The sequence below is a fragment of the Desemzia sp. FAM 23988 genome (genome assembly GCF_045528365.1).
Lineage (GTDB): Bacteria > Bacillota > Bacilli > Lactobacillales > Carnobacteriaceae > Desemzia.
In genome coordinates, this window is record NZ_JBGQQS010000010.1 from 59,494 (window position 1) to 81,549 (window position 22,056).

General features: G+C 39.2%; 20 protein-coding genes, 1 riboswitch and 2 other annotated features. Of the genes, 10 read left to right on the forward strand and 10 right to left on the reverse strand.

Features of this window, described 5'->3' with window-relative positions; translation table 11 throughout:
• The first annotated feature begins 80 nt into the window (after window positions 1–80).
• Window positions 81–1,076 (forward strand): DUF4349 domain-containing protein, encoded by a 996-nt coding sequence (locus ACEN4L_RS07455; protein WP_407096700.1) that lies wholly within the window; start codon window positions 81–83, stop codon window positions 1,074–1,076.
• Window positions 1,077–1,374: 298 nt separating this feature from the next.
• Here the strand turns inward: ACEN4L_RS07455 and ACEN4L_RS07460 are convergent, their stop codons facing one another.
• On the reverse strand, window positions 1,375–2,514 hold the full coding sequence (locus tag ACEN4L_RS07460) for an acyl-CoA dehydrogenase family protein (RefSeq protein ID WP_407096701.1): 1,140 nt from the start codon (window positions 2,512–2,514) through the stop codon (window positions 1,375–1,377).
• A 974-nt stretch (window positions 2,515–3,488) separates the two neighbouring features.
• Between ACEN4L_RS07460 and ACEN4L_RS07465 the strand changes: the two genes are divergently transcribed.
• Window positions 3,489–4,553 carry an FUSC family protein gene (locus ACEN4L_RS07465; RefSeq protein ID WP_407096702.1) on the forward strand — a complete coding sequence of 355 codons (1,065 nt, stop codon included), beginning with the start codon at window positions 3,489–3,491 and terminating at the stop codon, window positions 4,551–4,553.
• Between the two features lie 237 nt (window positions 4,554–4,790).
• On the opposite strand, the gene ACEN4L_RS07470 is transcribed toward ACEN4L_RS07465, so the two are convergent.
• On the reverse strand, window positions 4,791–5,306 hold the full coding sequence (locus tag ACEN4L_RS07470; protein WP_407096703.1) for a type 1 glutamine amidotransferase domain-containing protein: 516 nt from the start codon (window positions 5,304–5,306) through the stop codon (window positions 4,791–4,793).
• A gap of 175 nt (window positions 5,307–5,481) precedes the next feature.
• On the opposite strand from ACEN4L_RS07470, the gene mgsA reads away from it, so the two are divergent.
• On the forward strand, window positions 5,482–5,913 hold the full coding sequence (mgsA, locus tag ACEN4L_RS07475) for a methylglyoxal synthase (RefSeq protein ID WP_407096704.1): 432 nt from the start codon (window positions 5,482–5,484) through the stop codon (window positions 5,911–5,913).
• A 54-nt stretch (window positions 5,914–5,967) separates the two neighbouring features.
• On the opposite strand, the gene ACEN4L_RS07480 is transcribed toward mgsA, so the two are convergent.
• The 5 genes from ACEN4L_RS07480 to ACEN4L_RS07500 form a co-directional block, all read right to left on the reverse strand.
• Window positions 5,968–8,514, reverse strand: coding sequence for a vitamin B12-dependent ribonucleotide reductase (locus ACEN4L_RS07480; protein WP_407096705.1), 2,547 nt, complete (start codon window positions 8,512–8,514; stop codon window positions 5,968–5,970).
• Between the two features lie 266 nt (window positions 8,515–8,780).
• Entirely contained in the window at window positions 8,781–9,974 is a 1,194-nt protein-coding gene (locus ACEN4L_RS07485) for an amidohydrolase (protein ID WP_407096706.1), read from the reverse strand.
• Between the two features lie 300 nt (window positions 9,975–10,274).
• Window positions 10,275–11,096, reverse strand: coding sequence for a MetQ/NlpA family ABC transporter substrate-binding protein (locus tag ACEN4L_RS07490; protein WP_407096707.1), 822 nt, complete (start codon window positions 11,094–11,096; stop codon window positions 10,275–10,277).
• Window positions 11,097–11,129: 33 nt separating this feature from the next.
• The gene (locus ACEN4L_RS07495) at window positions 11,130–11,810 is read right to left on the reverse strand and encodes a methionine ABC transporter permease (protein WP_407096708.1); all 681 of its coding nucleotides are present in this window, start codon (window positions 11,808–11,810) and stop codon (window positions 11,130–11,132) included.
• Between the two features lie 14 nt (window positions 11,811–11,824).
• Window positions 11,825–12,901 carry a methionine ABC transporter ATP-binding protein gene (locus tag ACEN4L_RS07500; RefSeq protein WP_407096709.1) on the reverse strand — a complete coding sequence of 359 codons (1,077 nt, stop codon included), beginning with the start codon at window positions 12,899–12,901 and terminating at the stop codon, window positions 11,825–11,827.
• 292 nt (window positions 12,902–13,193) lie between these two features.
• Window positions 13,194–13,454 (reverse strand) — a binding site (T-box leader).
• A 60-nt stretch (window positions 13,455–13,514) separates the two neighbouring features.
• Window positions 13,515–13,780, reverse strand: a binding site (T-box leader).
• Window positions 13,781–13,848: 68 nt separating this feature from the next.
• Between ACEN4L_RS07500 and ACEN4L_RS07505 the strand changes: the two genes are divergently transcribed.
• From ACEN4L_RS07505 to ACEN4L_RS07535, 7 genes are all read left to right on the forward strand, one after another.
• Window positions 13,849–14,034 (forward strand): hypothetical protein, encoded by a 186-nt coding sequence (locus ACEN4L_RS07505; protein ID WP_407096710.1) that lies wholly within the window; start codon window positions 13,849–13,851, stop codon window positions 14,032–14,034.
• 169 nt (window positions 14,035–14,203) lie between these two features.
• Window positions 14,204–14,308, forward strand: a riboswitch (THF riboswitch).
• 39 nt (window positions 14,309–14,347) lie between these two features.
• Window positions 14,348–14,869 (forward strand): folate family ECF transporter S component, encoded by a 522-nt coding sequence (locus ACEN4L_RS07510; RefSeq protein WP_407096711.1) that lies wholly within the window; start codon window positions 14,348–14,350, stop codon window positions 14,867–14,869.
• A gap of 216 nt (window positions 14,870–15,085) precedes the next feature.
• Window positions 15,086–16,291, forward strand: coding sequence for a hypothetical protein (locus ACEN4L_RS07515; protein WP_407096712.1), 1,206 nt, complete (start codon window positions 15,086–15,088; stop codon window positions 16,289–16,291).
• Between the two features lie 13 nt (window positions 16,292–16,304).
• Window positions 16,305–17,492 (forward strand): hypothetical protein, encoded by a 1,188-nt coding sequence (locus tag ACEN4L_RS07520; protein ID WP_407096713.1) that lies wholly within the window; start codon window positions 16,305–16,307, stop codon window positions 17,490–17,492.
• Entirely contained in the window at window positions 17,489–18,427 is a 939-nt protein-coding gene (locus ACEN4L_RS07525) for an ABC transporter ATP-binding protein (protein ID WP_407096714.1), read from the forward strand. The genes ACEN4L_RS07520 and ACEN4L_RS07525 overlap by 4 nt, the downstream gene beginning before the upstream one ends.
• Entirely contained in the window at window positions 18,411–19,250 is an 840-nt protein-coding gene (locus tag ACEN4L_RS07530; RefSeq protein WP_407096715.1) for a hypothetical protein, read from the forward strand. The genes ACEN4L_RS07525 and ACEN4L_RS07530 overlap by 17 nt, the downstream gene beginning before the upstream one ends.
• A gap of 93 nt (window positions 19,251–19,343) precedes the next feature.
• Window positions 19,344–19,784, forward strand: a complete 441-nt coding sequence (locus ACEN4L_RS07535; RefSeq protein ID WP_407096745.1) for an NUDIX hydrolase — start codon at window positions 19,344–19,346, stop codon at window positions 19,782–19,784.
• A gap of 72 nt (window positions 19,785–19,856) precedes the next feature.
• On the opposite strand, the gene ACEN4L_RS07540 is transcribed toward ACEN4L_RS07535, so the two are convergent.
• The 3 genes from ACEN4L_RS07540 to yidA (ACEN4L_RS07550) all read right to left on the reverse strand — a co-directional run bounded on the left by ACEN4L_RS07540 (window position 19,857) and on the right by yidA (ACEN4L_RS07550) (window position 22,052).
• Window positions 19,857–20,297, reverse strand: a complete 441-nt coding sequence (locus ACEN4L_RS07540; RefSeq protein ID WP_407096716.1) for an organic hydroperoxide resistance protein — start codon at window positions 20,295–20,297, stop codon at window positions 19,857–19,859.
• A gap of 95 nt (window positions 20,298–20,392) precedes the next feature.
• A complete protein-coding gene (yidA, locus tag ACEN4L_RS07545; RefSeq protein WP_407096717.1) occupies window positions 20,393–21,208 on the reverse strand; it encodes a sugar-phosphatase in 816 nt (271 codons plus the stop codon).
• Between the two features lie 34 nt (window positions 21,209–21,242).
• Entirely contained in the window at window positions 21,243–22,052 is an 810-nt protein-coding gene (yidA, locus tag ACEN4L_RS07550) for a sugar-phosphatase (protein ID WP_407096718.1), read from the reverse strand.
• Window positions 22,053–22,056 lie beyond the last annotated feature (4 nt).

Consider the following 22,056-nt stretch of genomic DNA (forward strand, 5'->3'; position numbering starts at 1 on the left):
CAGCCAGCCGTAAATTGAATTGGTGATTACGGAAAGGTATACTAAAGGCAATGAATAAAAGCGCAGAGGAGGGGTTAGGAATGAAAAAAGGAATAGCGAAATTAGGAATGTTAATGTTGGCATTATTACTGGTTGGATGCTCTACCAATGATTCGTCAACTTCAGAAACGGTCATGGAAGATAGAGGGGGACTTGCAAACACCACGGAGGTCGAAACTACCGGTTCTCAAGAAGAAGCCAGCACGGATCTATTGATAGGAGAAAAAGTCATCACCACGATAGATATGACATATGAAACTCTCGAATACCAGAATGCTGTCACTCAGTTAAAAGAAATCGTCGAAAAGTATCAGTCTTACATCGAATCGTCAAATGAAACAACAAACACCATCAATGGCTACAGCAATCGGAGCGAGGCTGATCTTCGTCAAGGAAATTTCTCTATCCGTATCCCGTCAGAGGCAGTAACCGACTTCTTAGCTGATTTAGATGGAAATCTAGGCACTAAGGTCAGTGAACAAATCGGGAATCAAGATGCCACTAAACAGTATCAAGATACCCAGACTCGAATTGAAGTGCTGCAACGCAAAGAAGACCGATTACTGGAATTATTGGATCAAGCTACAGCGATAGAGGACATTTTGGCAATTGAAAATAATTTATCCGAAACCGTTGCGGAGAGAGAAATTTTGCAGTCCCAAAATAATACGATCGATGATTTGGTAGAATATTCAACGTTGTATTTAACTATTCTGGAACGCTCCAGAATCTCCAACCAACCTGGTTCTACTATGCCATTTTGGGAACGAGCAAAAGAAGCCATTGTTGATTCAGCGTATACTTTCTACTATTGGTTGCAAGATACTGCTATCTGGTTGATTTATGTGTTGCCTTACTTGATTATTTTGTTGCTGATTGGAATTATGGTCTGGAGAGTACGCAAAACCAATTGGTGGAAGAAAAAAGAAGCTGAGAGAGCTGCTAGAAATCGACAATCGAGCCGTTATCCAGAAAAGAAAATAATAATGGCCAAGAGAAGAGACAAAGAAGAACGGAAAGATAAAGATGCTGAATAAAAAGTTTGGCGAAATGAAACTGTAAATCCTGCTATAGCTGAAATGCCTTAGTACTCCGAGATTGAGAGGACATAAAAAAACACCCTCATTTGCTATGCAAGTGAGGGTGCTTTGTGTTCAACTAGTTCAGCACATGTTGAATCACAGAAAAGGGTATCTTTACTTTGGAGGAGTAAAGAGTAAACAAGGGGTTGCTTGTTTGTTTGGTATAAATAGAGTATAGCCGTTAAATATGAAGATTATGTGATGGAACTCTTTTCTTTTAGCGAATTTGTTCTATGCAATTCAAGACTGTTTTCTATTTTTCAATTGGTCCCAGTAAAAGTGAAGCCCAGGAGTCATGAAGCGATTCTTGGTCAGAAGGTTGGAACAGACCGGCATAAACATCCCGTACTAAACGTGACAATTCGCTGTTATTGGAGTATGCTCCGCCGCCAGAAGCACGAACCATTTCTTCGACTGTTTTGAAAGAAGCTTCAACAGAATAGTTTTTTATAGCAGATAACCTAGGCATCCAATAGACTCCGTGGTCCACATCATTTTCCACATCATCTGCTAAAGTATTGATTTGCGGGGGAATGGCATCCAACCGTAAAGCTGCTTCCGCAATGCGCCAGCGGATATTTTTATCTTGATCGTAAGTCGTTCCATGAGCGATGGACTTGCGTTTTTTCACGCGCTCAATCCCTAATTCCAACGCCCGTTGACCCAGACCATGATACGTCGCAGCCAGTAAAATTTCAAAGTGGGCAAATATTCCAAAAACCACGGGATCAAAACTGGGACCAGGCGCTACTGTTGTCAAAATGCTGTCTTCAGCCGCGTAAGCACCGTCTAACACTAAGTTGTAAGACTGAGTTCCTTTCATTCCCAGAGTATCCCATTCTGAATTGACTTGAACGGTTTTAGGATCGTTTTTGATGTAAGCAAAAACAGATTGTGGATCACCACTAGTATCATCCATTCCATAGGTCACCATACGAGCAGCTTCTCCAGACATAGAAATAAAGACTTTTGGCCCGTAAAAACGGTAGCCTCCATCTTCCTCTGGTTTTGCTTGGCAAATGGATCCAAAAAGAACACGATCGTTAGCCGGTTCTGAGATAGCAAAAGAAAGCAAATGACCTTCAGCGGCGTCCTTTAGGATTTGCTCGCCTCGTTTATTTCCATGACGAACCATGTATTTTCCAACACCGACAATAATTTGGTGCATATTGATACCTAGCGCTGTTGCAGGAGCAGCTTTTGCCAAGCGAATCTGCTCTTGTGCGATTTCTTTCAACGTCAGTCCATGACCTCCGTATTCTTTAGGAACAAAGGCTTTGTAATATCCTGCTGCCTTTAAAGCATCGTAATCTTCATAAGGAAAACTATTTTCTTGGTCATACTTTGGGGCGCGTTGATGAATCTCCTTTAGCAATTCTTCGCTTAAAAACATTTTTTTCCTCCTTAAATCCATTCATGTATATGACTAAAGATAATTCAAAACCGATCATTACTGCAAGCTCATAAATGAAATAAGAAAAGGTTGAAGCTGTTTTCCACTATTATCCATTCAAATCAGACAGAAAGACCCTCTATTAAATACAATTCTGTTTTTCTGTTACTCTCTAAATAAAAAAACCACTTGCTGCATGAGCAAGTGGTTAAAAGGAGTAGTACCTGATACTTTGGAGGAGTATAAGGTAAAAATGAAAATATAAAAAAGTTGGTTGTTATTGGTATGAATTTATCATACTCAATAATTGTGAAGAAATTATGCCTAAACTGTACTTTTTTTTCTATTTGTAAAGCCGGTATTGTTAACACGTCATACGCATGAAAAACTTTAAATAAAAAATAAGATTACGAATCCTCACGTCTCTCTGCTAAAAGAAAAATGCGGAGGCGGGCGACATAAACGAGATTTTCCATCTGTTGAGTGAAGGGGAAGTCTTCGGTCTTCATTATGAGAAAGTCCTGCTTTCTTTGAACTTCCCGAAATACTTAGGCACGCTTTTTAAGCTGTGACTCGTTTGAGACCCGTGATATTTCTGGAGGAATAGGGGTTGCTTGTAGCCATGTAAGGGATGAAATGTGAATTACGGAGCGTTGGCGCTTCAGCGCTTACGATTCCGTTTGAAGCTTGAAAGTCTGGAGACTACAGGCTCCAGACAGTCCCATGGCTTTCCACAAGCAAACCCGTCCATCCCGGAGGAAATTTCACCTCATAGAGACGCCCCTACTCATTAAGAGAGCGTTTTAAAAAGAAGACCTTAATTTTTTTGGGAGAAAGTACTTTTCATGCGTATGACGTGTATTGTTAAAAGAAGACGAGCAAAGATGTGATAAAGGGTGTATAATATAAGAGTTACTGATATTTTTGGTAAACCAATACAGTAAACTATAATTAATAGAATAGGTGATTGACAGATGAGTAAAATAAAGAATACCGTTAAAGATCTCTTGTTGATCAAAGAAACGGATGATTCTCTATTACGGGTTTTTGGAGCAGGTATCACAACTGGTATGATGCTTTTCATAGGCTATTTCTTAGGCAATATGCAGATTGGAACTTTTGGAGCATTAGGGGCATTTGCTTTTTTGTATTATTTACCGATTCCCACGAAATATTTAATGCAACGAATCTTTAGAGTAGGAGTTTGTATCGTATTGGGTTTCTTTTCAGGAGCTGTATCGACCTTTGTACCTTGGATGATTCCGATAACGATTAGTGTGATCAGTTTACTTGGTTTTATCATCTTTAGGATATTAAATGCACCGAAGCCAGGAGTGTTCTTTGTTATTATGGTGAGTTCTATGGCAACAGGAACGTCATTAGACTTTGCAGGAATCTTACATGCTACATCATATGTTGTGTTTGGAGTGATAGCAGCTATTCTTGTCGCTTCTGTAGTAGGAATGATGCATCGCAGATTAATTGGAGAGATGGAACCCTATAAATCCATTTCTTTTAGAGAAAAGCTTGATTATGCACTTAAAAATGATTCGAAATTATTGCTCTCTTCTATCCACCATGCAGGGATTATCTTTTTTGCTACTTATATTGGTATGTCTTTAGGACTAGGAAACCCTTATTGGGTCACTATTTCTTGTGCAGCTGTTCTGCAAGGAAGAGAATTGATTATTATTTTCCATCGTAACGTTCAAAGAATTATTGGAGGAATTGTCGGATTACTATTAGGAATTCTATTATTTTCTTTGGATTTGAGTATGCTTTCGACAATCATTATTATCACTGTGCTGAATATATTTGTAGAATATTGTATGGTTCGAAATTATGGATTAGCTAATTTCTTTACCAACCCGCTATCTTTGTTGTTAGCTAGTTTATCTAGCGGTGCTTTTGTACATGACCTGGTAAGCTATCGTTTTGCCGGATTGGTACTAGGAAGTGTGATTGCTTTTATTGGGGCTGCGTTTATTGCACTAGCCATCAAAATGTATAAACAAACGATATCCAATACAGTAAAATAGAAAAGGCGTTGCTATAAAGCAATGCTTTTTATTTTTACGCAAAAAAAAGTAGAAACCGGGATAGGTTTCTACTATTAGGGATAAGTCTCTTTTCATTAGGGGGAGAAAAGAGTCTGAAAATTTTTAGGTTTACTTAAACGACTAAAAATAGTATAACAATTTCCCGAAAACTCTTCATGAAAAACAGGTGAAGTTTTTAGGGTATTTTAATGAAAAAATACTTATTTAGTAAGCGATTTAATCTAATGCAGCTACAATCGCTTTGTTAAAAGCTGGCAAATCATCAGGAGTACGACTGGAAATCATACCACTGTCATCTGTAACTACTTCAGCATCAATAAAATCTGCTCCTGCGTTTTTTAAATCAACAGCAACTTGCTTCACAGCAGTTAATTTTTTGCCTTTTACGACTTCTGCATTGATCAATAACTGCGGTCCGTGGCAAATAGAGAAAATCGGTTTTTGATCATTTGCAAAAGCTTGGACAAAAGCCAAGAAACGGTCATCTTTACGAAGTTGATCTGGAGAAAAACCGCCTGGTATATACAGGGCATCGAAATCTTCAGGTTTTACATCGTCAATCCCTTTATCGATAGTCACAGAAGCTTCGCCTTTTTTGCCCTCAACTGTTTCACCAGCTTCAAAGCCAATGGTGACTACTTCATGGCCAGCATCTGTTAAAGCCTCTTTTGGAGAAGTAAACTCAACATCTTCGAATAATTTAGTTATAACGGTTGCTACTTTTTTTCCCATAATAATCTCCTTTTCTGTTTTTTTTTGATTCTAAAATCAGTGTAACGAAATTAGAAAAGAGCATCAAGTAATAGGGCTTTTGCAAAAAAATTCTCACGATACAGAGCAGAGTTTTAAATTTAGAATGCTAAATGGTATGATAAGAAAGAAAAGATAATGGAATGGAGTGAATAAGTTGATTAAATTAAATATTGCTTTGATTGCCCATGATAAAAAGAAAGATGACATTGTAAAGCTAAGTATCGCTTACCAAGAAATCTTAAATAAACACACACTTTATGCAACGGGAACCACTGGAGAACGAATTATTGAAGCCACTGGATTACCGATTCACCGTTTTAAATCAGGACCCCTAGGCGGAGATCAACAAATCGGTGCTTTCATCTCAGATAACAAAATAGATATGGTGATTTTTATTCGTGACCCGTTGACTTCGCAACCTCACGAACCGGATATTTCTGCTTTGCTGCGTTTGAGCGATGTCTATGAAATTCCTTTAGCAACCAATCTTGGGACAGCTGAAATGTTGTTGCGCGGATTAGATGCCGGTTTCTTAAATTGGAGAGAAATTGCTAAAAAAAGAGAACGAGATTCCATCGATATCTGATTACCTGAAAAATCCCCGCAGACCAAGTGTCCGCGGGGATTTTTCCAAGTGATTCTATAAACCGCATTTTAATTGAGCGCTGCAGTTAGTACATGTATTGCAGCCGCCGATATCTTCGACAGTACCTTGGCGGCAAATAGGACATGTATCACCTACTTCGTTACCGATATTAACTTCTTCAGCATCCGCAAAAGCTTTTATTTCTACTTTAGTTTCGTTAGGAGTAGGTGCAAGAGCGTCCTCTTCCCAAGTATTTTCTTCCGCTTTTAGAGTCAACACTTGAGTATCACGGCTGCCGTCAACGTAAACTGTGCCGCCTTTAGCGCCTCCGTTGTAAAGACGTTCGTAAATACCTTGAACTTGTTCTACACTGTAACCGCGTGGCGCGTTTACCGTTTTAGAGATAGAACTGTCTACCCAACGTTGGATAGTAGTTTGCACATCTACGTGAGCTTCAGGAGCTAATTCCATCGCTGAAACAAAGAATTCTGGAAGAGAATTGGCATCTGCTTCAGGGTGTCTGTCCAAATACTCTTGAACAATATCTGCTTTGACTTCAATAAACTTGCCCAAACGTCCGCTTCTGTAGTAAGAGAAAGAGAAGTAAGGTTCTAGTCCAGTAGAGACACCGACCATCGTTCCTGTAGAACCTGTTGGCGCAACTGTTAATAAATGAGAATTACGGATACCATGTTTCAAGACGCCTTCGCGAATGTGTTCCGGCATTTCTTTCATATACCCAGTATTAATAAAGTTTTCTCTTAGTTGAGCTGTTTCTTCATCTGTATTCCCAATCAGGAAGGGGAAACTACCGCGTTCTTTAGCCAATTCAATGGAAGCTTCATAAGCTGAAATTGCAATGGTTTGAAAGACTTCATCGACCAATTGATTCCCAGATTCAGAACCATAAGTCTCACCGATATAAATCAATAAATCGGCTAATCCCATGACGCCGAGACCAACGCGACGTTCGCCAAGGGCTTGCTGCTCATTTTCTTCTAGGAAGTAAGGGGTCGCATCAATGACATTATCTTGCATTCTAACACCTGTTTTAACAGTTTGAGTTAATTTGTTAAAGTCGACTGATTGCGTATCTTTGTTGACCATTTGCGCCAAATTAACGGCTGCCAAATTACAAACAGAGAAAGGAGCTAAAGGTTGTTCGCCACAAGGGTTCGTAGCCACTACTTTTTGCCCATATGCAGTAGCATTAGTTTTCTTATTGGCATTGTCGATAAAGAAAACGCCAGGTTCTGCAGAATAAGTTGCACAAATGTTGATCAATTTCCATAATTCGCGTGCACGAATAGAACGATAGACACGTATGCCATGGCCTTGAGCTTCCCACTCACGAACATCACCGCAGTCTGCCCAATGAGCATTGTAATAGTCCATTTCTTCAGGGCTGTAATTTTCAACATCAGGGAATTTCAATTGATATTCTTCGTCGTTTTCGACAGCCTGCATAAAATCATCTGTTAAGCACAGCGAAATATTGGCACCTGTTAAGAAATCTGGATTGTGAACAGAGTAAGTACCACCTGTGTGCAATTTATCTTCTGCTTCTTTGATAATAGAAACGTCAAATCCACCAGTTCCAGGCATGTTTTTGTAATTAAGGACTCCTTGATACAACGCTTTTTCTTTTTCACTGAAAGGAGTAAAGTTCAATTTTTCTTGAGCCAGCTGTTTGATTTGCTCGTCTTCTGTTTGCTCAATTAAGAAACGAAGAATACGAGGGTTTTGCATTTTGGAAATAATAAACTCAAGCACATCTGGATGCCAGTCAGCCAGCATGATCATTTGAGCACCTCGACGGCTGCCACCTTGTTCTACTAAATGGGTCAATTTAGCAATGTCGTCTAACCAAGAGATGGAACCAGAAGATTTCCCGTTTACTCCACGTGCTAATGTATTGCGAGGACGTAAAGTCGAACCATTTGTTCCCACACCGCCACCACGACTCATAATTTCCATGACTTGTTTCCGGTGATCAGAAATCCCTTCACGAGAGTCTTCTACAAAAGGCATCACGTAACAGTTAAAGTAAGTAACTTCTGTTTGAGAACCTGCACCATACAAGACACGACCGGCTGGAACAAAATTCAACGATTTCAATTCTGCGTAAAAGTCTTCGAAAGCAGCAGCTTGTTGAGAACCAGCTTCAACCTCTGATAATCCGCTGGCGTTTCGTTTTGCGATTTGTTCGTAATAGATTTCTAATGGCTTTTCAATGGTGTCGATACTACGAACGATTTCACCTGTTTCGCGTTCATGAGCATCTTCTAGATTACTTCTATATTCTTCTTCGACAAGAACCGTCACTTGATTTTTTTGATGATTCAGTTCGGTGATGAATCCAGTGCCGCGAGCAGGATATTTTGGATCTTCTTTAATGGTTAAGACCACTAAATCTCCCGTAGAGAGAGTCATTTTTGAGGTGTCTTTAAACGAATAGCGGTCGAGCATCACTAAACGAGAGACCCCCTCAAAAGTTAGACTCATCTCTTCAGTGATAGGGTGGACTTGAGGAAATCCTTTGATGTCCCCATTTAATTGTTTGATATTTAAAGTTGCGTTCGATGATATATTCATTGCCATAACCAACACTCCAATCTTTAGTCAATATTCGCACAAAAAAACACAATATATAGTGTTTCGAAAATAGTTTATACGCTATATATTGTAATACTTAGTTTATTATATATCAAACAAAATATGTTTTTAAGTCTTTATTTCTAACAGAAAATGTGCTTGTCTTTTGAAAAATCACATGAAAGCAAGAGTATCTAAGGAATATATCCAAATAAAAAAACTCAGAATTTTTTCTGAGTTTTTTTATAAGAATCGAATGACAAAACTGTCTATTATTCAGTTAAAAAGTCGAGTGCGTAATTCACATGCAGTTCCGTTGCGATAGCCAAACCGCGTTCATCGATATCGAAATTTTCGTGGTGGTGACCATAGCAAGTATCTGGATCATCTGGGTTACGTGTTCCCACAAAAGCATACACGCCTTGAGCGACTGCTAAATAATCGGCAAAATCGTCAGCGCCCATACTTTTTGGTGAATCAGTAATGATATTTTCAACACCAACAATGCCAGCAGCTACTCGTTCAGCGCGTTTAGCTGCAATTGGGTCGTTGATAAGAGGAGCGGCAGCATCGTAGTTTTCAAATTCAATCGTCGTCCGATGAGCTTTGGCTACCTCACGAGCTACACGTTCCACAGCCTCCAAGACAAACTGGCGTGTTTCGTGGCTAAATGTGCGAACGGTTCCTTCTAAACTGGCTTCATTGGCGACAATATTGTACCGCGTGCCTGCGTTTAACACACCGACAGCAACAACTGCTTGATCCAATGGGTCTACTTCGCGTGCGACGATACTTTGCAATTCAACTGTGATAGCAGCTGCAGCTAGTAAAGCATCTTTTCCTAAATGTGGTTTGCCTACATGACTGCTTTTTCCATGCACTTTGATTTTAAAAATATCACATGATGCATTAGAAGCACCAGAAGTAATGTCGATTTTTCCAATAGGAGTGCCCGAAGAAACATGGATGCCAAATACTTGATCCACACCGTCTACAAAACCGCCTTTGACAAATTGACGAGCACCAGCACCGATTTCTTCAGCTTGCTGAAAAGCTAGTTTGATTGTTCCTTTGAAGTCTGCTTCATGATTTTTAAGAATTTTGGCGGCACCGAGTAGAGCAGAGGCGTGACCATCATGACCGCATGCATGATGTAAACCTGGTTTTAATGATTTATAAGGTTTGTCTTTAGCATCATCTAACTCCAATGCATCAATGTCCGCCCGCAAAAGTATGGTTTTACCTGGGCCTTTACCACCAGTGATCGTTCCAATAGCTCCAGTTTCACCGACAGACTCATGGGGTATACCTAATTTGTCGAGTTCTTCTTTAATACGTTTGATTGTTTCAAATTCTTTTAAGCTCGGTTCAGGATGTTGGTGGAAAAAGCGTCTTAAAGCAATCACCTCATCGGCACCTTGTAAAATTTCTTCTTTGATTGTTGTTTGTGTGAGTGTTGTCGTCATGAATGATTTCCTCCTTAGAATGTTGGTGTTGCTGTTTTTTTGGTTTCTGATCTGAAACGAGCTGCGCAAGGCAGACTCTCTACGATTTCACTTTCCCTTTTAGTTGGGAAAAGCACCCAATTAAAAGGGAAAGGTGAACTCTACGAGAGTCTAAACGCCTTGCTCCGCTCTCTGTTTTAAACGAGTTGCGAAAAGCTGCCTATGCGACTATAAGCTAATCCCAACTGTCAGGTAAAAAACACCTGCCTGTTGGGATTTTCTTATAGTCGATAGGCAAAACGCTTTTCTTCGCTCTCTGTTTTAGTCCCAAGCTGGTACTGAGGAGCCTTTTGAGGATTCTGCGATTATTTCTTTAGTGTCTTCTGCTTGATAAGCTTCTACGACTTTTTGGTACAATTCGTTTTCTGTATCTTCGGCACGTGCTACGATGATGTTGATGTAGGGTTCAGAGTTGTCATCGACTGGTTCTAGGAAGATAGCGTCTTCTACAGGGACGAAACCTGCATCAACTGCCATACCGCTGTTAATGATGGAAACAGCTACGTCCGGAAGAGAGCGGGCTGTTTGAGCAGCATCTAGTTCTTGGATCTCAAGGTTTAAAGGGTTATCTGTAATATCGTTCACTGTAGGTGTTGTTTCAGCTGCAGGATCGACTGTTATCAGACCAGCTGTTTGCAATAGCAATAATGCACGACCGCCATTTGTAACGTCATTCGGAATAGCCACAATATCATTTTCTTTTATTTCTTCAATAGAAGTAAGGTTTTGAGAATAAATACCAAGTGGAGCGATCACGGTATTTCCAATAGCCGTTAAATCAGTGCCACTGTCCTCGTTGTAAGAATCTAAGAAGATTTGATGTTGGAAAGAGTTCAAGTCTACTTCGCCTTCATCCAATGCGTTATTGGGTTGTGCGTAGTCAGTGAATTTTACTAATTCTAACGTAATACCGTCTTCTTCTAACTTATCTGCTACAAAATCCCACACATCTTGATCTTCTCCGATAACACCCAATGTAACTGTTTGGTCTTCATCTCCTGCAGCTGTATTTCCACAAGCTGCTAAGACCAAAGCTCCAAAACCTAATACGATACTCGATAATAATTTTTTGCTGTTTTTCATGATAATTTCTCCTTTTAATGTGTTTTAGTTTGATTAATGACTGGTTTTTTTGACCAAATAATTTCCAAGCGCCTGACTGATAAAAACGATCAACAGAATTAGTAAAGTAGCTACAAGAGTGACATCCGTTTGGAATCGATTGTATCCTCGCGCGATAGCCAAGTTTCCTAAGCCACCACCACCAATAGCTCCTGCCATTGCTGTTAACCCCACTAAATTAATAATCGTTAAAGAGGAAACACGAATGATGGGCGTTAACCCTTCTTTCAAATACACTCTAAAAATAATTTCAAGAGGACTCGAGCCCATCGCTTCAGCGGCTTCAATTACACCAGGGTCAACTTCTAGTAAAGCATTTTGTATTTGTCGAGCAAAAAATGGTGTTGTCCCTACGATTAAAGGAATAATAGCAGCAGAAGTCCCGATGGAAGTTCCTACAACCAATCGTGTGAAAGGCACGATCAATGTCATCATAATAATGAAGGGGACGGAACGAAAAATATTAATAACTTGATCTAAAAAATTATAGATACGCTTATTTACGAGGATTCCTTTAGGTCCTGTAACCACTAGAATAATCCCTAGGAAGATTCCTAAAACTCCCGCAATAGCAGCAGTCAATAAGACCATATAAATTGTTTGGATAAAACTTTCAATCACTTCATCTTGAATTTCAATCACATTTGGAAAATACGTATTTAAGAATTGAGACATGATTCATTTCCCCCTTAACCAATTTTTTGTTTTAGTTTGAATTGAATGACTTTTTCAGACTGACTTGTCAGAATCTCCACAGCAACGTCTTTACTGGCTAGATAAGACAAGGCTTTTTGTTTTTGAGCGGGTTCTCCAGACAGAACGACCAATAAATTTCCTACCGGCGTTTCTTGCAATATCTCCACATTCCCAAAGAGAATATTGGTAGAGACATGGAACCGACTGGATAAAGTAGCGATTAAAGGTTCGCTGGTATTGGAACCGACATAAGAAATGTTGGCTAAGGTATCGTCTCCTTGCAAGTTCAATAGAGTAGGGTGGTTCAATATTTTTTCTAATGCTTGGTCCACATGAGTAGCGGTATTGATAAATTCTTTTGTGATTTGCTCTTTTGGCTGAGTGAAAATAGAAACCAAATCCCCGTCTTCAACAACATGCCCATTTTCCATTACAGCTACTTTGTTGCAGATTTCTTTGACCACTTGCATTTCATGAGTAATGATGACGATAGTTAATGACAAGCGCTCATTCAATTCTTTCAACAAGCTTAAAATAGAAAGGGTAGTCTTAGGATCTAAAGCACTTGTGGCTTCATCACAAAGCAGCACATCTGGATCATTCGCTAATGCTCTTGCTATAGCTACTCGTTGCTTTTGCCCACCGGAAAGTTGAGAAGGAAAAGCGTCGATTTTGTCTGAAAGTCCTACTAAATCAAGTAAATCGGCTACCTTTTGTTGAATAGCTGATTTGCTAAGCCCTGACTTACGTAGGGGATAAGCAATATTGCCAGCTACGGTGCGCGAATCCATCAGATTAAAGTGTTGGAAGATCATTCCAATCTTTTTCCGCGCAGCCCGCAACCCGCTAGGATTTAGTGCCAAAAGATCTTTTCCAGCAACGATTACTTTTCCGCTAGTAGGGCGTTGCAATAAGTTGATTGTTCGAACCAACGTGCTTTTTCCGGCACCACTGTATCCGACAATTCCATAAACATCTCCTTTATCTACTGAAAGCGAAACCTCTTCAACAGCTTTAATTGGTGCATTTGCACTTCCAAAAGTAACTCCAATATCTTTTAATGTAATCATTTAATGTCCTCCTCAAATTTTTTCTCAACTGGTACAAGAGCTAAATGCTTTTTACTGCTCTCTGTTTTTGAAACGAGCTGCGCAAGCCTGACTTCCTATGATTTCATTTCTGCTTTTTGTTGGTAAAAACCACCAACTAAAAGCAGAAAATGAACTCTACGGAAGTCAAAACGGCTGGCCCCGCTCTCTATAAGAAACGAGCTGCGCATGGCAGCTTTCGCGTCTATAAGCTAAACGCTTTTCTTCGTTCTCTAATAAAAAAAGCGCTCGTCCTTTTCTATAATTGTTTATAGAAAAGGACGAACGCTTTTTTGTTCGTGTTACCACCTTTTTTCAAGATTCCCTCACAGAAATCTCCTCATCAAGTACCTGAACAAATTGCTCAGAGACTCTAGCACTGTAATGGGTGCGCCCATGATAGCCTTGTGCTTTTCAGCATTCGGTATCCCGCTCAGAGGCCATTTTCCTTCGATGTCTAGCAAACCTGTTCTCAGCAATTCAGGCTCTCTGTTGTTGCTTTTTAAAGAAGTACTTTTCTCGTCAATGCGTTAGTAGAAAGAGTTATTTAATTGTAAAAAAAATCGTCCTTAACAACAGTCATTCAATGACCGTTGTTAAGGACGATAGCTATAGTCGCTTCGTGTTACCACCTTAATTTATAAACTTATTGCTAAGTTTACCTCTATCAGTACAAAAGACAAATGCATCTTTTCATACTGGGGCACTGTAACGGGTGCTTCCCGTAATAAGCTATATCTCTTGGATAGTCGCTTATTCCACTCAAAGACCATCTTCTGTCAGGCGCGTCTGCTTATTTTCACCAACCATAAGCTCTCTAATGAGAGTTGCCAAACTTACTCTTCTTTTCATCGTGTTTTTGTATGTGTGAACTTGTTTATTAATATACCGGTCATTTATGAGGAAGTCAACAGGAAAATGATAAAATAATGAAAAAAATAAATAGAAACTTCACGTTCCAAAAAAAATTTCCGGTTAAAAAAATCTTAAAGGGTGATTTAGGAGGAAGGAGAGGCGTTTATTCTTCAAGTGAAGAACGAATGGGAGATCACTTGACTAGTAAAGTGAGTTTGCTCATCAAATCAAGACAAAATAAGAGCTTGCTTGCAGAATAAATCCATTTTATTCATCAAGTGAGCGCGAAACAAATCTTTGCTTGACTAGTAAACCAGTTTTTTCTAAATAACATTAGAAACTCCGAATGCATTTGCCGAGAAATCCGTTGTAGAAAGTGAGGAAACAGTGTATAGTTGCCTATGGAAGATAGACAACTGTCTTCAAAAAAACAGAGTAGGAAATAAAGCGTTAAGTGCTGAGAGGATGGGATGTTGCCTCTCGGACGAAAAATTGACTCTGTCGATTTGCGGTTTTATTTTCGCATTCGCTGCATAATAGATATGTGGGGAGCTCGTAAAGGGGATCTTCAATATGAAAAAAATGAAGTTTGATGCTAGAACCATCTCAAAGATTGCTTTGCTGATGGCGCTAGACATTATTTTGACACGCTTTGTTTCCATTCAAACACCGATTGTACGCATCGGATTTGGCTTTTTGCCTACTGCAATGATCGGGATGTTGTTTGGACCAATGGCAGCAGGGATAGCTGGAGCATTGACCGATATCGCCGGTATCTTTTTATTCGGTGGTTCTGGACCATTTTTCCCAGGCTTCACTCTATCGGCATTTCTAGGCGGCTTTATCTATGGTGTTTTTCTGCACAATAAGGCTAAATCGCTATGGCGGATTAGTTTAGCCGTACTGGTGATTACAATCTTCGTCAATTTAGGGTTAAATACATTATGGGTATATATTTTAACGGAAGAAGCAGCTTTAGCGATTTTACCAGCACGTTTGATCCAAAATGCCATTCTTGCTCCGGTACGTGTAGCGGTAATTTATTTTGTTGTAAATAACCCTACGATTCGCAAAGCCATGCAGTTGAAAGACTAAATAGAAAATACAGAAACAGACTCGATTCTTTTATAGAAATGAGTCTGTTTTTTTGTGCATCCAACCCTCCTTCAAAATAAACCTAGACACTATTTAAGCAAAGAGTCAGTCTAATATCCAATAGTTTTTACATGATAAAACTATCATCTTTTTCACACTATGCTATAATAATATAACGTAAGTTCATTAAAGAGGTCTACTTAAAAGGGTGAGTTGATGATAGCGAAGGTAGTTTTTGTCAAAACGTTTAAAAGAATGGTAAGGAACAAAAAGAACCGTTTAGTGTGGATTATCGCTTTTTTAGGAGTACTGATTTATTCAGGACTCATTTTACCGAATACAGAACCAATGGATACCGTAGACATGGAACGATTGGAAATTGATTTGTTGGGAAATCAAGGATTGATGAAAGCTCAATTTGAAGCAGGGAGTACAGAGTCCAATAACTACACTGGCTTATCCACATATGGAGAAGCCAAAAACAAATTCGAACAACAAAGGGCTTTTAAAATAGCTGTAGATACAGGGAATGTTCGTCAATATATTCAGTTAAATTATCTGCCAGAAGATTTGAGCAAAGAAATAATGGATGATTACTTAAAAAATTCGGAAGAACCTATGAAGGATTTGCATTACGACCAAAGTAATAAACGGCTTCGGTTAAATAGTTATTTAGAAGAAATACCAGCTATTACGTTTCATTTGGTCCAGGAAAAAACAGCATGGCAGCAAATTCATTTATTTTTTCTTAACTGGGGACCGCTGATTATTCTCATTCTAACTGTTTTCTTGGTGAGTGATGTGACCACAGGAGAAAGAGAAGCTCGAACTCAAAAAGCAGGCATTCCTTACAATTGGAGAAAATATCTATGGGTACAATCTATGGCTGCATTTTGCTTTGTGTGTTTATTTTTTGCAGTAGTCTTTATATGGTTCTTTTTAGTCAATGGGATTTTATTTGGGTTCGGAAGTTTAGATCTAAAAGTACCTTTGTATACATATAGTTCGGATTACACGACCAATGATGCTGTGTTTGGCTTGATGGAGATTGGAACCTTTGTGATAAAAGTGTTTCCTTTTTTAGTCTTGTTCATTTATGTAATGGTTCGATTATCGGTACTGTTCAGCTTGTTATTCAAAAATGATGTGGTGGTGCTTACTCTTGGCGTATTTGCGGTTGTTTTTGAGAAGTTGTATTACAGTCGACGGATGCGAGATATCTTAGGCATTGATTTAAGTTTTTTCCCACAAACCTATATTGATTTTGGGAAAGTGGTTAGTGGAGAGAAGAACTTCTTATTGAATACATCAACGATTACGATGGATAGAGGTCTTTTAGTGATGGTAGGGACGGTACTCGTTATTGAAAGCTTATTAGTATTGGCGACCAAATTTATTCATCGTCAGCGATTTGTGAGATAAAGGAGGGAAAAAGATGGGTTTAGCGAAATGGCATTGGCGAAAATTATTAAGGGACTGGAAAACACGAATCGTTTTAATAGCGTTCTTTCTATTTTTTAGTTCTTTTTCGTTATTTTACCGCCAACAAAATTTAGATTTGCCACTAGATCAAGTAAGGGAACAATATAGCATCACGCAACAACTGTTTCACATTATTCCAGAATCACACTTTGAAGGAGCATTAGGAGAAGAAGCGTACAATCTTTTAGCGCAACAACAAAGGCTTTATGGAATGCAACGCTATATTCTATCCGAAAAAGAAGGCAACACGGTAGAAGCGATGGCATCGGTGGTAGACAATTACTTAGATAACGGACGAACCATTGCAGAAAATCAACAGCGCTTATGGGAAATGACTGATTTTGATTCCTATACGATTTTGACAAGCATCTTGCCTGACCGTGAAACTCTTCAGCAAGAACTAGCTTTTTATCATTATTTAGATCATCATCAATTGGACATTGAGTGGAATCCGTATTCTGCCAGCCAAGTGTTTTACCAACAAGCTGAGCTCATTGTAGGAATCGTGTTGTTTTTATTCGCCGGCCTATTAGCAGCTGATCGGTTTACACAAGATCAGAAAAAGAATTGGAGTGTGACACAAGGGATTCCGATTTCTTGGAAAAAACAATGGCATCAACGCAGCATGCAGTTGTGGCTATTGATGTGGTCGGTAACGATCCTTGGCATGGGCATCAGTTACACAATCAGCTTATTGCGCGAAACAGCTGGAAGCTTATGGTACCCCATAGCCATCTATAACAGAGAAGGGATGGAATACCTAGCTACCTGGCAATACATCCTGTTGTTGATTGGATTTGGAATGCTTCTTAGTTATGTGGTCTTGTTACTGGCTACTGGTCTAAGCTGGATCATTCGGAATGTCTACTTAACCATTGGTTTAGTAGTGAGTGTTTATTTCATCCCTTCCATCTGGCAACTAGTCGAGCCCTTTAGTTCATGGCAGCCCTCTCTTTATTTGCAAATTGTGCCCGTCATAAGAGGATCAAGTGCAGAAAAATTTGGCTTAGCTTCGGTCACTAGTTGGAAAATGCTGCTTCTGTTGCTGGTTTATCTACTCATACTAGAAGGAGTATTTACAGTCGTATTTAACTTTATTCCGACTAAAACCATGGGATTGAAGAGGAGGAAGGTATCATGAGCTTAGAAATCAAAGGCTTGACGGTTGCTTATGGGGACCGAGTAATATTGGATGATGTAGAATTGACTTTAGAAAATGGACAGATCATAGGATTGGTAGCTCCTAATGGAACAGGGAAAACTTCTTTGTTCAATGCCATCATGCGTTTTATTCCTATACGTGCAGGTCATATATTGATTGATGAAAAAGAATATACAGACACTGCAAAAGATGTTTTGGAATTGCATAAAAAAGTTACTTTCTTTCCTGACCAAGCTGACTTGCATGAGAACTTTTCTGGAAAAGAACACATCCAAATGTATGCTAATATTTGGAAAAAAGACAAAAGCGATGTAGATGCGATTATCGATCGATTGCAGATGAAAGGATATGTGGGTAGAAAAGTAGACACCTATTCTTTGGGGATGAGACAACGGTTGTGTTTTGCGATGATGATTGCTGCAGATACGCCGATTATGTTAATGGACGAAGTGATGAATGGTTTGGATCCGGAAAATGTGGATTTAGTCTCCAAAATTTTACAAGAATTGAAAAGAGAAGGGAAAATCATCTTTGTGTCGTCGCATTTATTGGACAATCTAGATGAATACGCTGATCGGATTTTATTCTTGAAAAAAGGCGGGATTCATTTTGTTTACGATCGACATGCAGCAGCTCCGGATTATTATAAAATATCCCTGAATGCAGAGCAGCAAGCTGAACTGATGGAGAAGTGGGGACTTCCTGAAGGAACCATTCGCTTAAATCATTCTAAAATTTGCATTCCTTTAGCTCAGTATACCCAGCAACAAGAACTAGAATTGTTCCAACTCTTGCGAAGTGTGAAAACAGCAGGACTAGAAGTGGGTTCTTTAGGAACTTCGGAATATTACACTCACCTCTATGGAGATTCTGAAGTAGAAGCGAGGAGGGAACCAAATGAGAGAACACCTTAAGGAAGCTAGTCTATTGAGTGTTTTCTTTGTGGGAGGTTGTTTGCTGCTTTCTGGCTGTGCCAGTTGGACAGGTCTGATTCCGGAAAAATATGATGGGAATGCTATTGAAGCAGATGAGGCTGCCATTGCTGCTTACAATAATCATAAAGAAGTCATTGGGGCAGGAAAAGAACTTTTTATCCTAGAACCATTTAGCGAAGATTTGCTGAGACCTTCCTTCCCGCTGACTGAAAAGAGATTCGTTGGGATTGATTCAGGCGAATATACGGTTGGAGAAGACTTATCTGAAGGACGTTATCAATTCCGTTATGTAAGCGAACTTATGGAACCGCATCTAATGAATAACGCAACATTGCGAGTGACGGATGAAACTGGAAATTTAGTATTTGAAGAATTATTGACTCCTTTTGAGACGTCTTTTTTAGAAATGGATTTGTATGAAGGCAATAAACTAGTTTTGATGGGGGAAGATATTTCTGTTGAAATAGGAGCCAGTGAAAGTCGATTTGTGGAAGAAGAAACAGCTCTCTCTTTGTCAAAAATGGATGTTTTACTGACCAACGGTGTGTGGGAAGCGGGAGAACATCTAGAAGTTGGTACTTATATCATACCGGAACTGCCATTGAGTGGTTATTTGTATGTATTTGATGATACGACAGAGCCGCGTGTATTTGAATTGGGCGGAATAGCGGAGTTTAGTGAAGAGACAGGTGAAATGGTCTCTGTGGAACCTGAGAAGGAATTAAGCCTTGAGGAAAATCAAAAAATCTATTTAAAAGATTTGAGTCAACCATTGGAATTAAGGTATAAAGAAAATGAATAGTAGGAAAGATGAGCAATGTATTGACTAAAATTGTGAAAATGGTTAAGATAATGAGTATAAAATGAGAAAAAGAAAAAGGGGACAGTGGATGAGATGACAATCAAGCGATTTGGAGAAAAGATTGATGGAATAACGTATACGTTAAGAGTCGGTATTCACTTGATTGTGTTGAATCCAACACACGACAGAATCTTACTGGTTTCACCTCCGAATGGTTCTTATCTGTTGCCAGGGGGAGAAAGAGAACGAAATGAAACACACGTTGAGACACTCGAGCGTGAGGCAATGGAAGAACTTGGGTTTGAAATCACAGTAGGAGAATACTTAGGGGAAGCAGATGAGTACTATTACTCATCACATCGCAAACGATATTATCATAATCCTGCACACTTTTACGTGGCAACTTCATGGAGCAGGGTCAGCGAACCGTTAGAAGATTTCAACACGTTGAAATGGACAACCATTCCTGAAGCTATTTCTTTATTAAAAAGAGGAAGTCACCGTTGGGCTGTTGAACAATTCGCTCAACGGTAATTTCTTTTTCTCATTTGAAACAAAAAAAGCCGTTGAGACTCAACTCTCAACGGCTTTTTTTGTAGCTAGCGCTTATTCCTCGCCAATGTATTCTTTTGTTTTTACAGTAACGTCGATATTTCCTTGCGTTGCTTTTGAATAAGGGCAGTATTGGTGGGCTTTTTCTGCCAACTCTTGTACTTTTGCATCTTCCAGACCTTCAATGGCTACTTCGATAACAGCAGATAATTTAAATCCTCCGTCAGTTGGGTCACTTAATAAGTTGATGGTCAGTGTAACTTCTGATTTATTGGAAATTTTTTCTTCTTTTTTGTAGTGTTCTAGTGCTGAGTGGTAGCAAGCACTGTACCCCAAGGCAAATAATTGTTCTGGGTTGCTTCCTTGTCCTGGACCGCCCATTTCTTTTGGAGTAGATACTTTTACAGAAAAAGAGCCATCTGGTAAGCGGCTTTCTCCGACGCGGCCTCCAACATTAATCGCAGTAGTGGAATATTTTACTTCTGATTCAGTCATTTGATAAAATCTCCTCTCACTTATTTATTCTTACATCTTTCATTATACAAAGTACAGATCAGAATGCGAATAAAACGATTTTTGCTATTGAGAGATCAGGGCATCAAAGCAAATTTTTCAATGACAGTTGCTACGCCATCATTTGCGTTCGTGTCGGTTACATAAGTGGCATTTTCTTTTACTTTAGGGACCGCATTTCCCATAGCTACTCCAAGACCTGCAAATTCGATCATGTCTAAGTCATTTTCATTATCGCCTATGGCCATTACTTCATCTTGAGTGAAACCTAATATATCGATAAGGCTTTTTAAAGCTTGTCCTTTACTGGCAGAAGGATGGAGGATTTCTAAATAAAAAGGTTCGCTTCGCAAAACAGTATAGCGATCAACAAAATCCTTCGACAATCGTTTGATTCCTTCATCCAAAACAGCTGGTTCATCAATCATCATCATTTTACTGATTGAAATCTGTTTATCCATTTCTTCCACAGCACGATATTTTAAAGGCATTTGAACTAACATAGCTTCACGTACAGTATAAGCACTGATATCTTTATTAGAAGTATACATAGCATCTTGGGTAGTCGTATGGTAATGCACACCGGCTTTTCGACTCATTTCTTCTACACGATAAAAATCGTCAATATCTAAAGTATGATGAGAAATGACTTCTCCTGTATGTGTATCCTGGACTAATGCACCATTATACGTGATGGCATAGTCGCCGTTGTTTCTTAGATCTAATTCTGTTAAGTAATCTGTCACTCCTGGTAAGGGGCGCCCAGTGCTCAATACAATTTTGATTCCAGCTTCTTTAGCTTTTAGTAAAGTTTCTTTTACGCGTTTACTGATCACTCTTTCAGGTGTCAATAATGTTCCATCAATATCAATAGCAATTAATTTTATCGGCATTTTTATTAGAGCTCCTCTTTAGTCAATCAATTTTTTAGAATGCAAATTTTTCAATAGCGGTTGCTACGCCATCATGAACATTGCTGTCCGTGACGTAATCACTAGCTTCTTTAGCAGCAAGAGAAGCATTTCCCATAGCCACTCCCATTCCAGCAAATTCCAACATGTCCAAATCATTTCCATTGTCGCCAATCGCCATGATTTCTTCTCTGGGAATATTCAGAATAGCTGCCAAATCCCTGAGTGCTTGTCCTTTGCTAGCGGATTTATTCAATACTTCTAAGAAAAAGTCTTCACTTCTCAGTAAAGTATATTTTTCAGCGAATGCTGACGGAATTTTAGAAATAGCTTCTTCTAAAATTTCTTTGGGATCCACAAACATGATTTTACTGATCAATAACGATGGATCCATTTCTTCAGCTGAACGATAACGAAGCGGAACAGTGGTTAAGAAAGATTCTCTTACAGAGTAGTAACTGATATCTTTATTGGTCGTATACACTCCAGTGTCGTTTACTGCGTGACAATGAATACCCAACTCTCGACCAAGTCCATCTACTTCAAGAAAATTTTCATAGTCCATTGTATGGTGAGCAAGGATTTTACCATCATTTGACTGCTGAACTAAAGCGCCATTATAGGTAATGACGTGGTCGCCTTCGTTTTGCAGATCCAATTCTTCCAGTAGCGGTAATACGCCGGGCAATGGTCTTCCAGAGCAGAGAACAAGCTTGATGCCTTTTGATTGGGCAATAGCTAGCGTCTCAGCTACTTTTGGTGATACGGTTCTATCAGGCAGTAATAAGGTACCATCTAAATCTAGGGCAATTAATGAGATTTTCACAAAA

Bases quoted from the DNA above. Each gene is read 5' to 3' on its own strand.
- ACEN4L_RS07520 (WP_407096713.1), top strand. From the start codon at position 16,305: ATGGGTTTAGCGAAATGGCATTGGCGAAAATTATTAAGGGACTGGAAA.
- ACEN4L_RS07525 (WP_407096714.1), top strand. From the start codon at position 17,489: ATGAGCTTAGAAATCAAAGGCTTGACGGTTGCTTATGGGGACCGAGTA.
- ACEN4L_RS07460 (WP_407096701.1), bottom strand. From the start codon at position 2,514: ATGTTTTTAAGCGAAGAATTGCTAAAGGAGATTCATCAACGCGCCCCA.
- ACEN4L_RS07515 (WP_407096712.1), top strand. From the start codon at position 15,086: ATGATAGCGAAGGTAGTTTTTGTCAAAACGTTTAAAAGAATGGTAAGG.
- ACEN4L_RS07540 (WP_407096716.1), bottom strand. From the start codon at position 20,297: ATGACTGAATCAGAAGTAAAATATTCCACTACTGCGATTAATGTTGGA.
- ACEN4L_RS07510 (WP_407096711.1), top strand. From the start codon at position 14,348: ATGAAAAAAATGAAGTTTGATGCTAGAACCATCTCAAAGATTGCTTTG.
- ACEN4L_RS07485 (WP_407096706.1), bottom strand. From the start codon at position 9,974: ATGACGACAACACTCACACAAACAACAATCAAAGAAGAAATTTTACAA.
- ACEN4L_RS07495 (WP_407096708.1), bottom strand. From the start codon at position 11,810: ATGTCTCAATTCTTAAATACGTATTTTCCAAATGTGATTGAAATTCAA.
- ACEN4L_RS07480 (WP_407096705.1), bottom strand. From the start codon at position 8,514: ATGGCAATGAATATATCATCGAACGCAACTTTAAATATCAAACAATTA.
- ACEN4L_RS07535 (WP_407096745.1), top strand. From the start codon at position 19,344: ATGACAATCAAGCGATTTGGAGAAAAGATTGATGGAATAACGTATACG.
- yidA (WP_407096717.1), bottom strand. From the start codon at position 21,208: ATGCCGATAAAATTAATTGCTATTGATATTGATGGAACATTATTGACA.
- ACEN4L_RS07470 (WP_407096703.1), bottom strand. From the start codon at position 5,306: ATGGGAAAAAAAGTAGCAACCGTTATAACTAAATTATTCGAAGATGTT.
- ACEN4L_RS07530 (WP_407096715.1), top strand. From the start codon at position 18,411: ATGAGAGAACACCTTAAGGAAGCTAGTCTATTGAGTGTTTTCTTTGTG.
- ACEN4L_RS07455 (WP_407096700.1), top strand. From the start codon at position 81: ATGAAAAAAGGAATAGCGAAATTAGGAATGTTAATGTTGGCATTATTA.
- ACEN4L_RS07490 (WP_407096707.1), bottom strand. From the start codon at position 11,096: ATGAAAAACAGCAAAAAATTATTATCGAGTATCGTATTAGGTTTTGGA.
- ACEN4L_RS07505 (WP_407096710.1), top strand. From the start codon at position 13,849: ATGAAAAAAATAAATAGAAACTTCACGTTCCAAAAAAAATTTCCGGTT.
- ACEN4L_RS07500 (WP_407096709.1), bottom strand. From the start codon at position 12,901: ATGATTACATTAAAAGATATTGGAGTTACTTTTGGAAGTGCAAATGCA.
- ACEN4L_RS07465 (WP_407096702.1), top strand. From the start codon at position 3,489: ATGAGTAAAATAAAGAATACCGTTAAAGATCTCTTGTTGATCAAAGAA.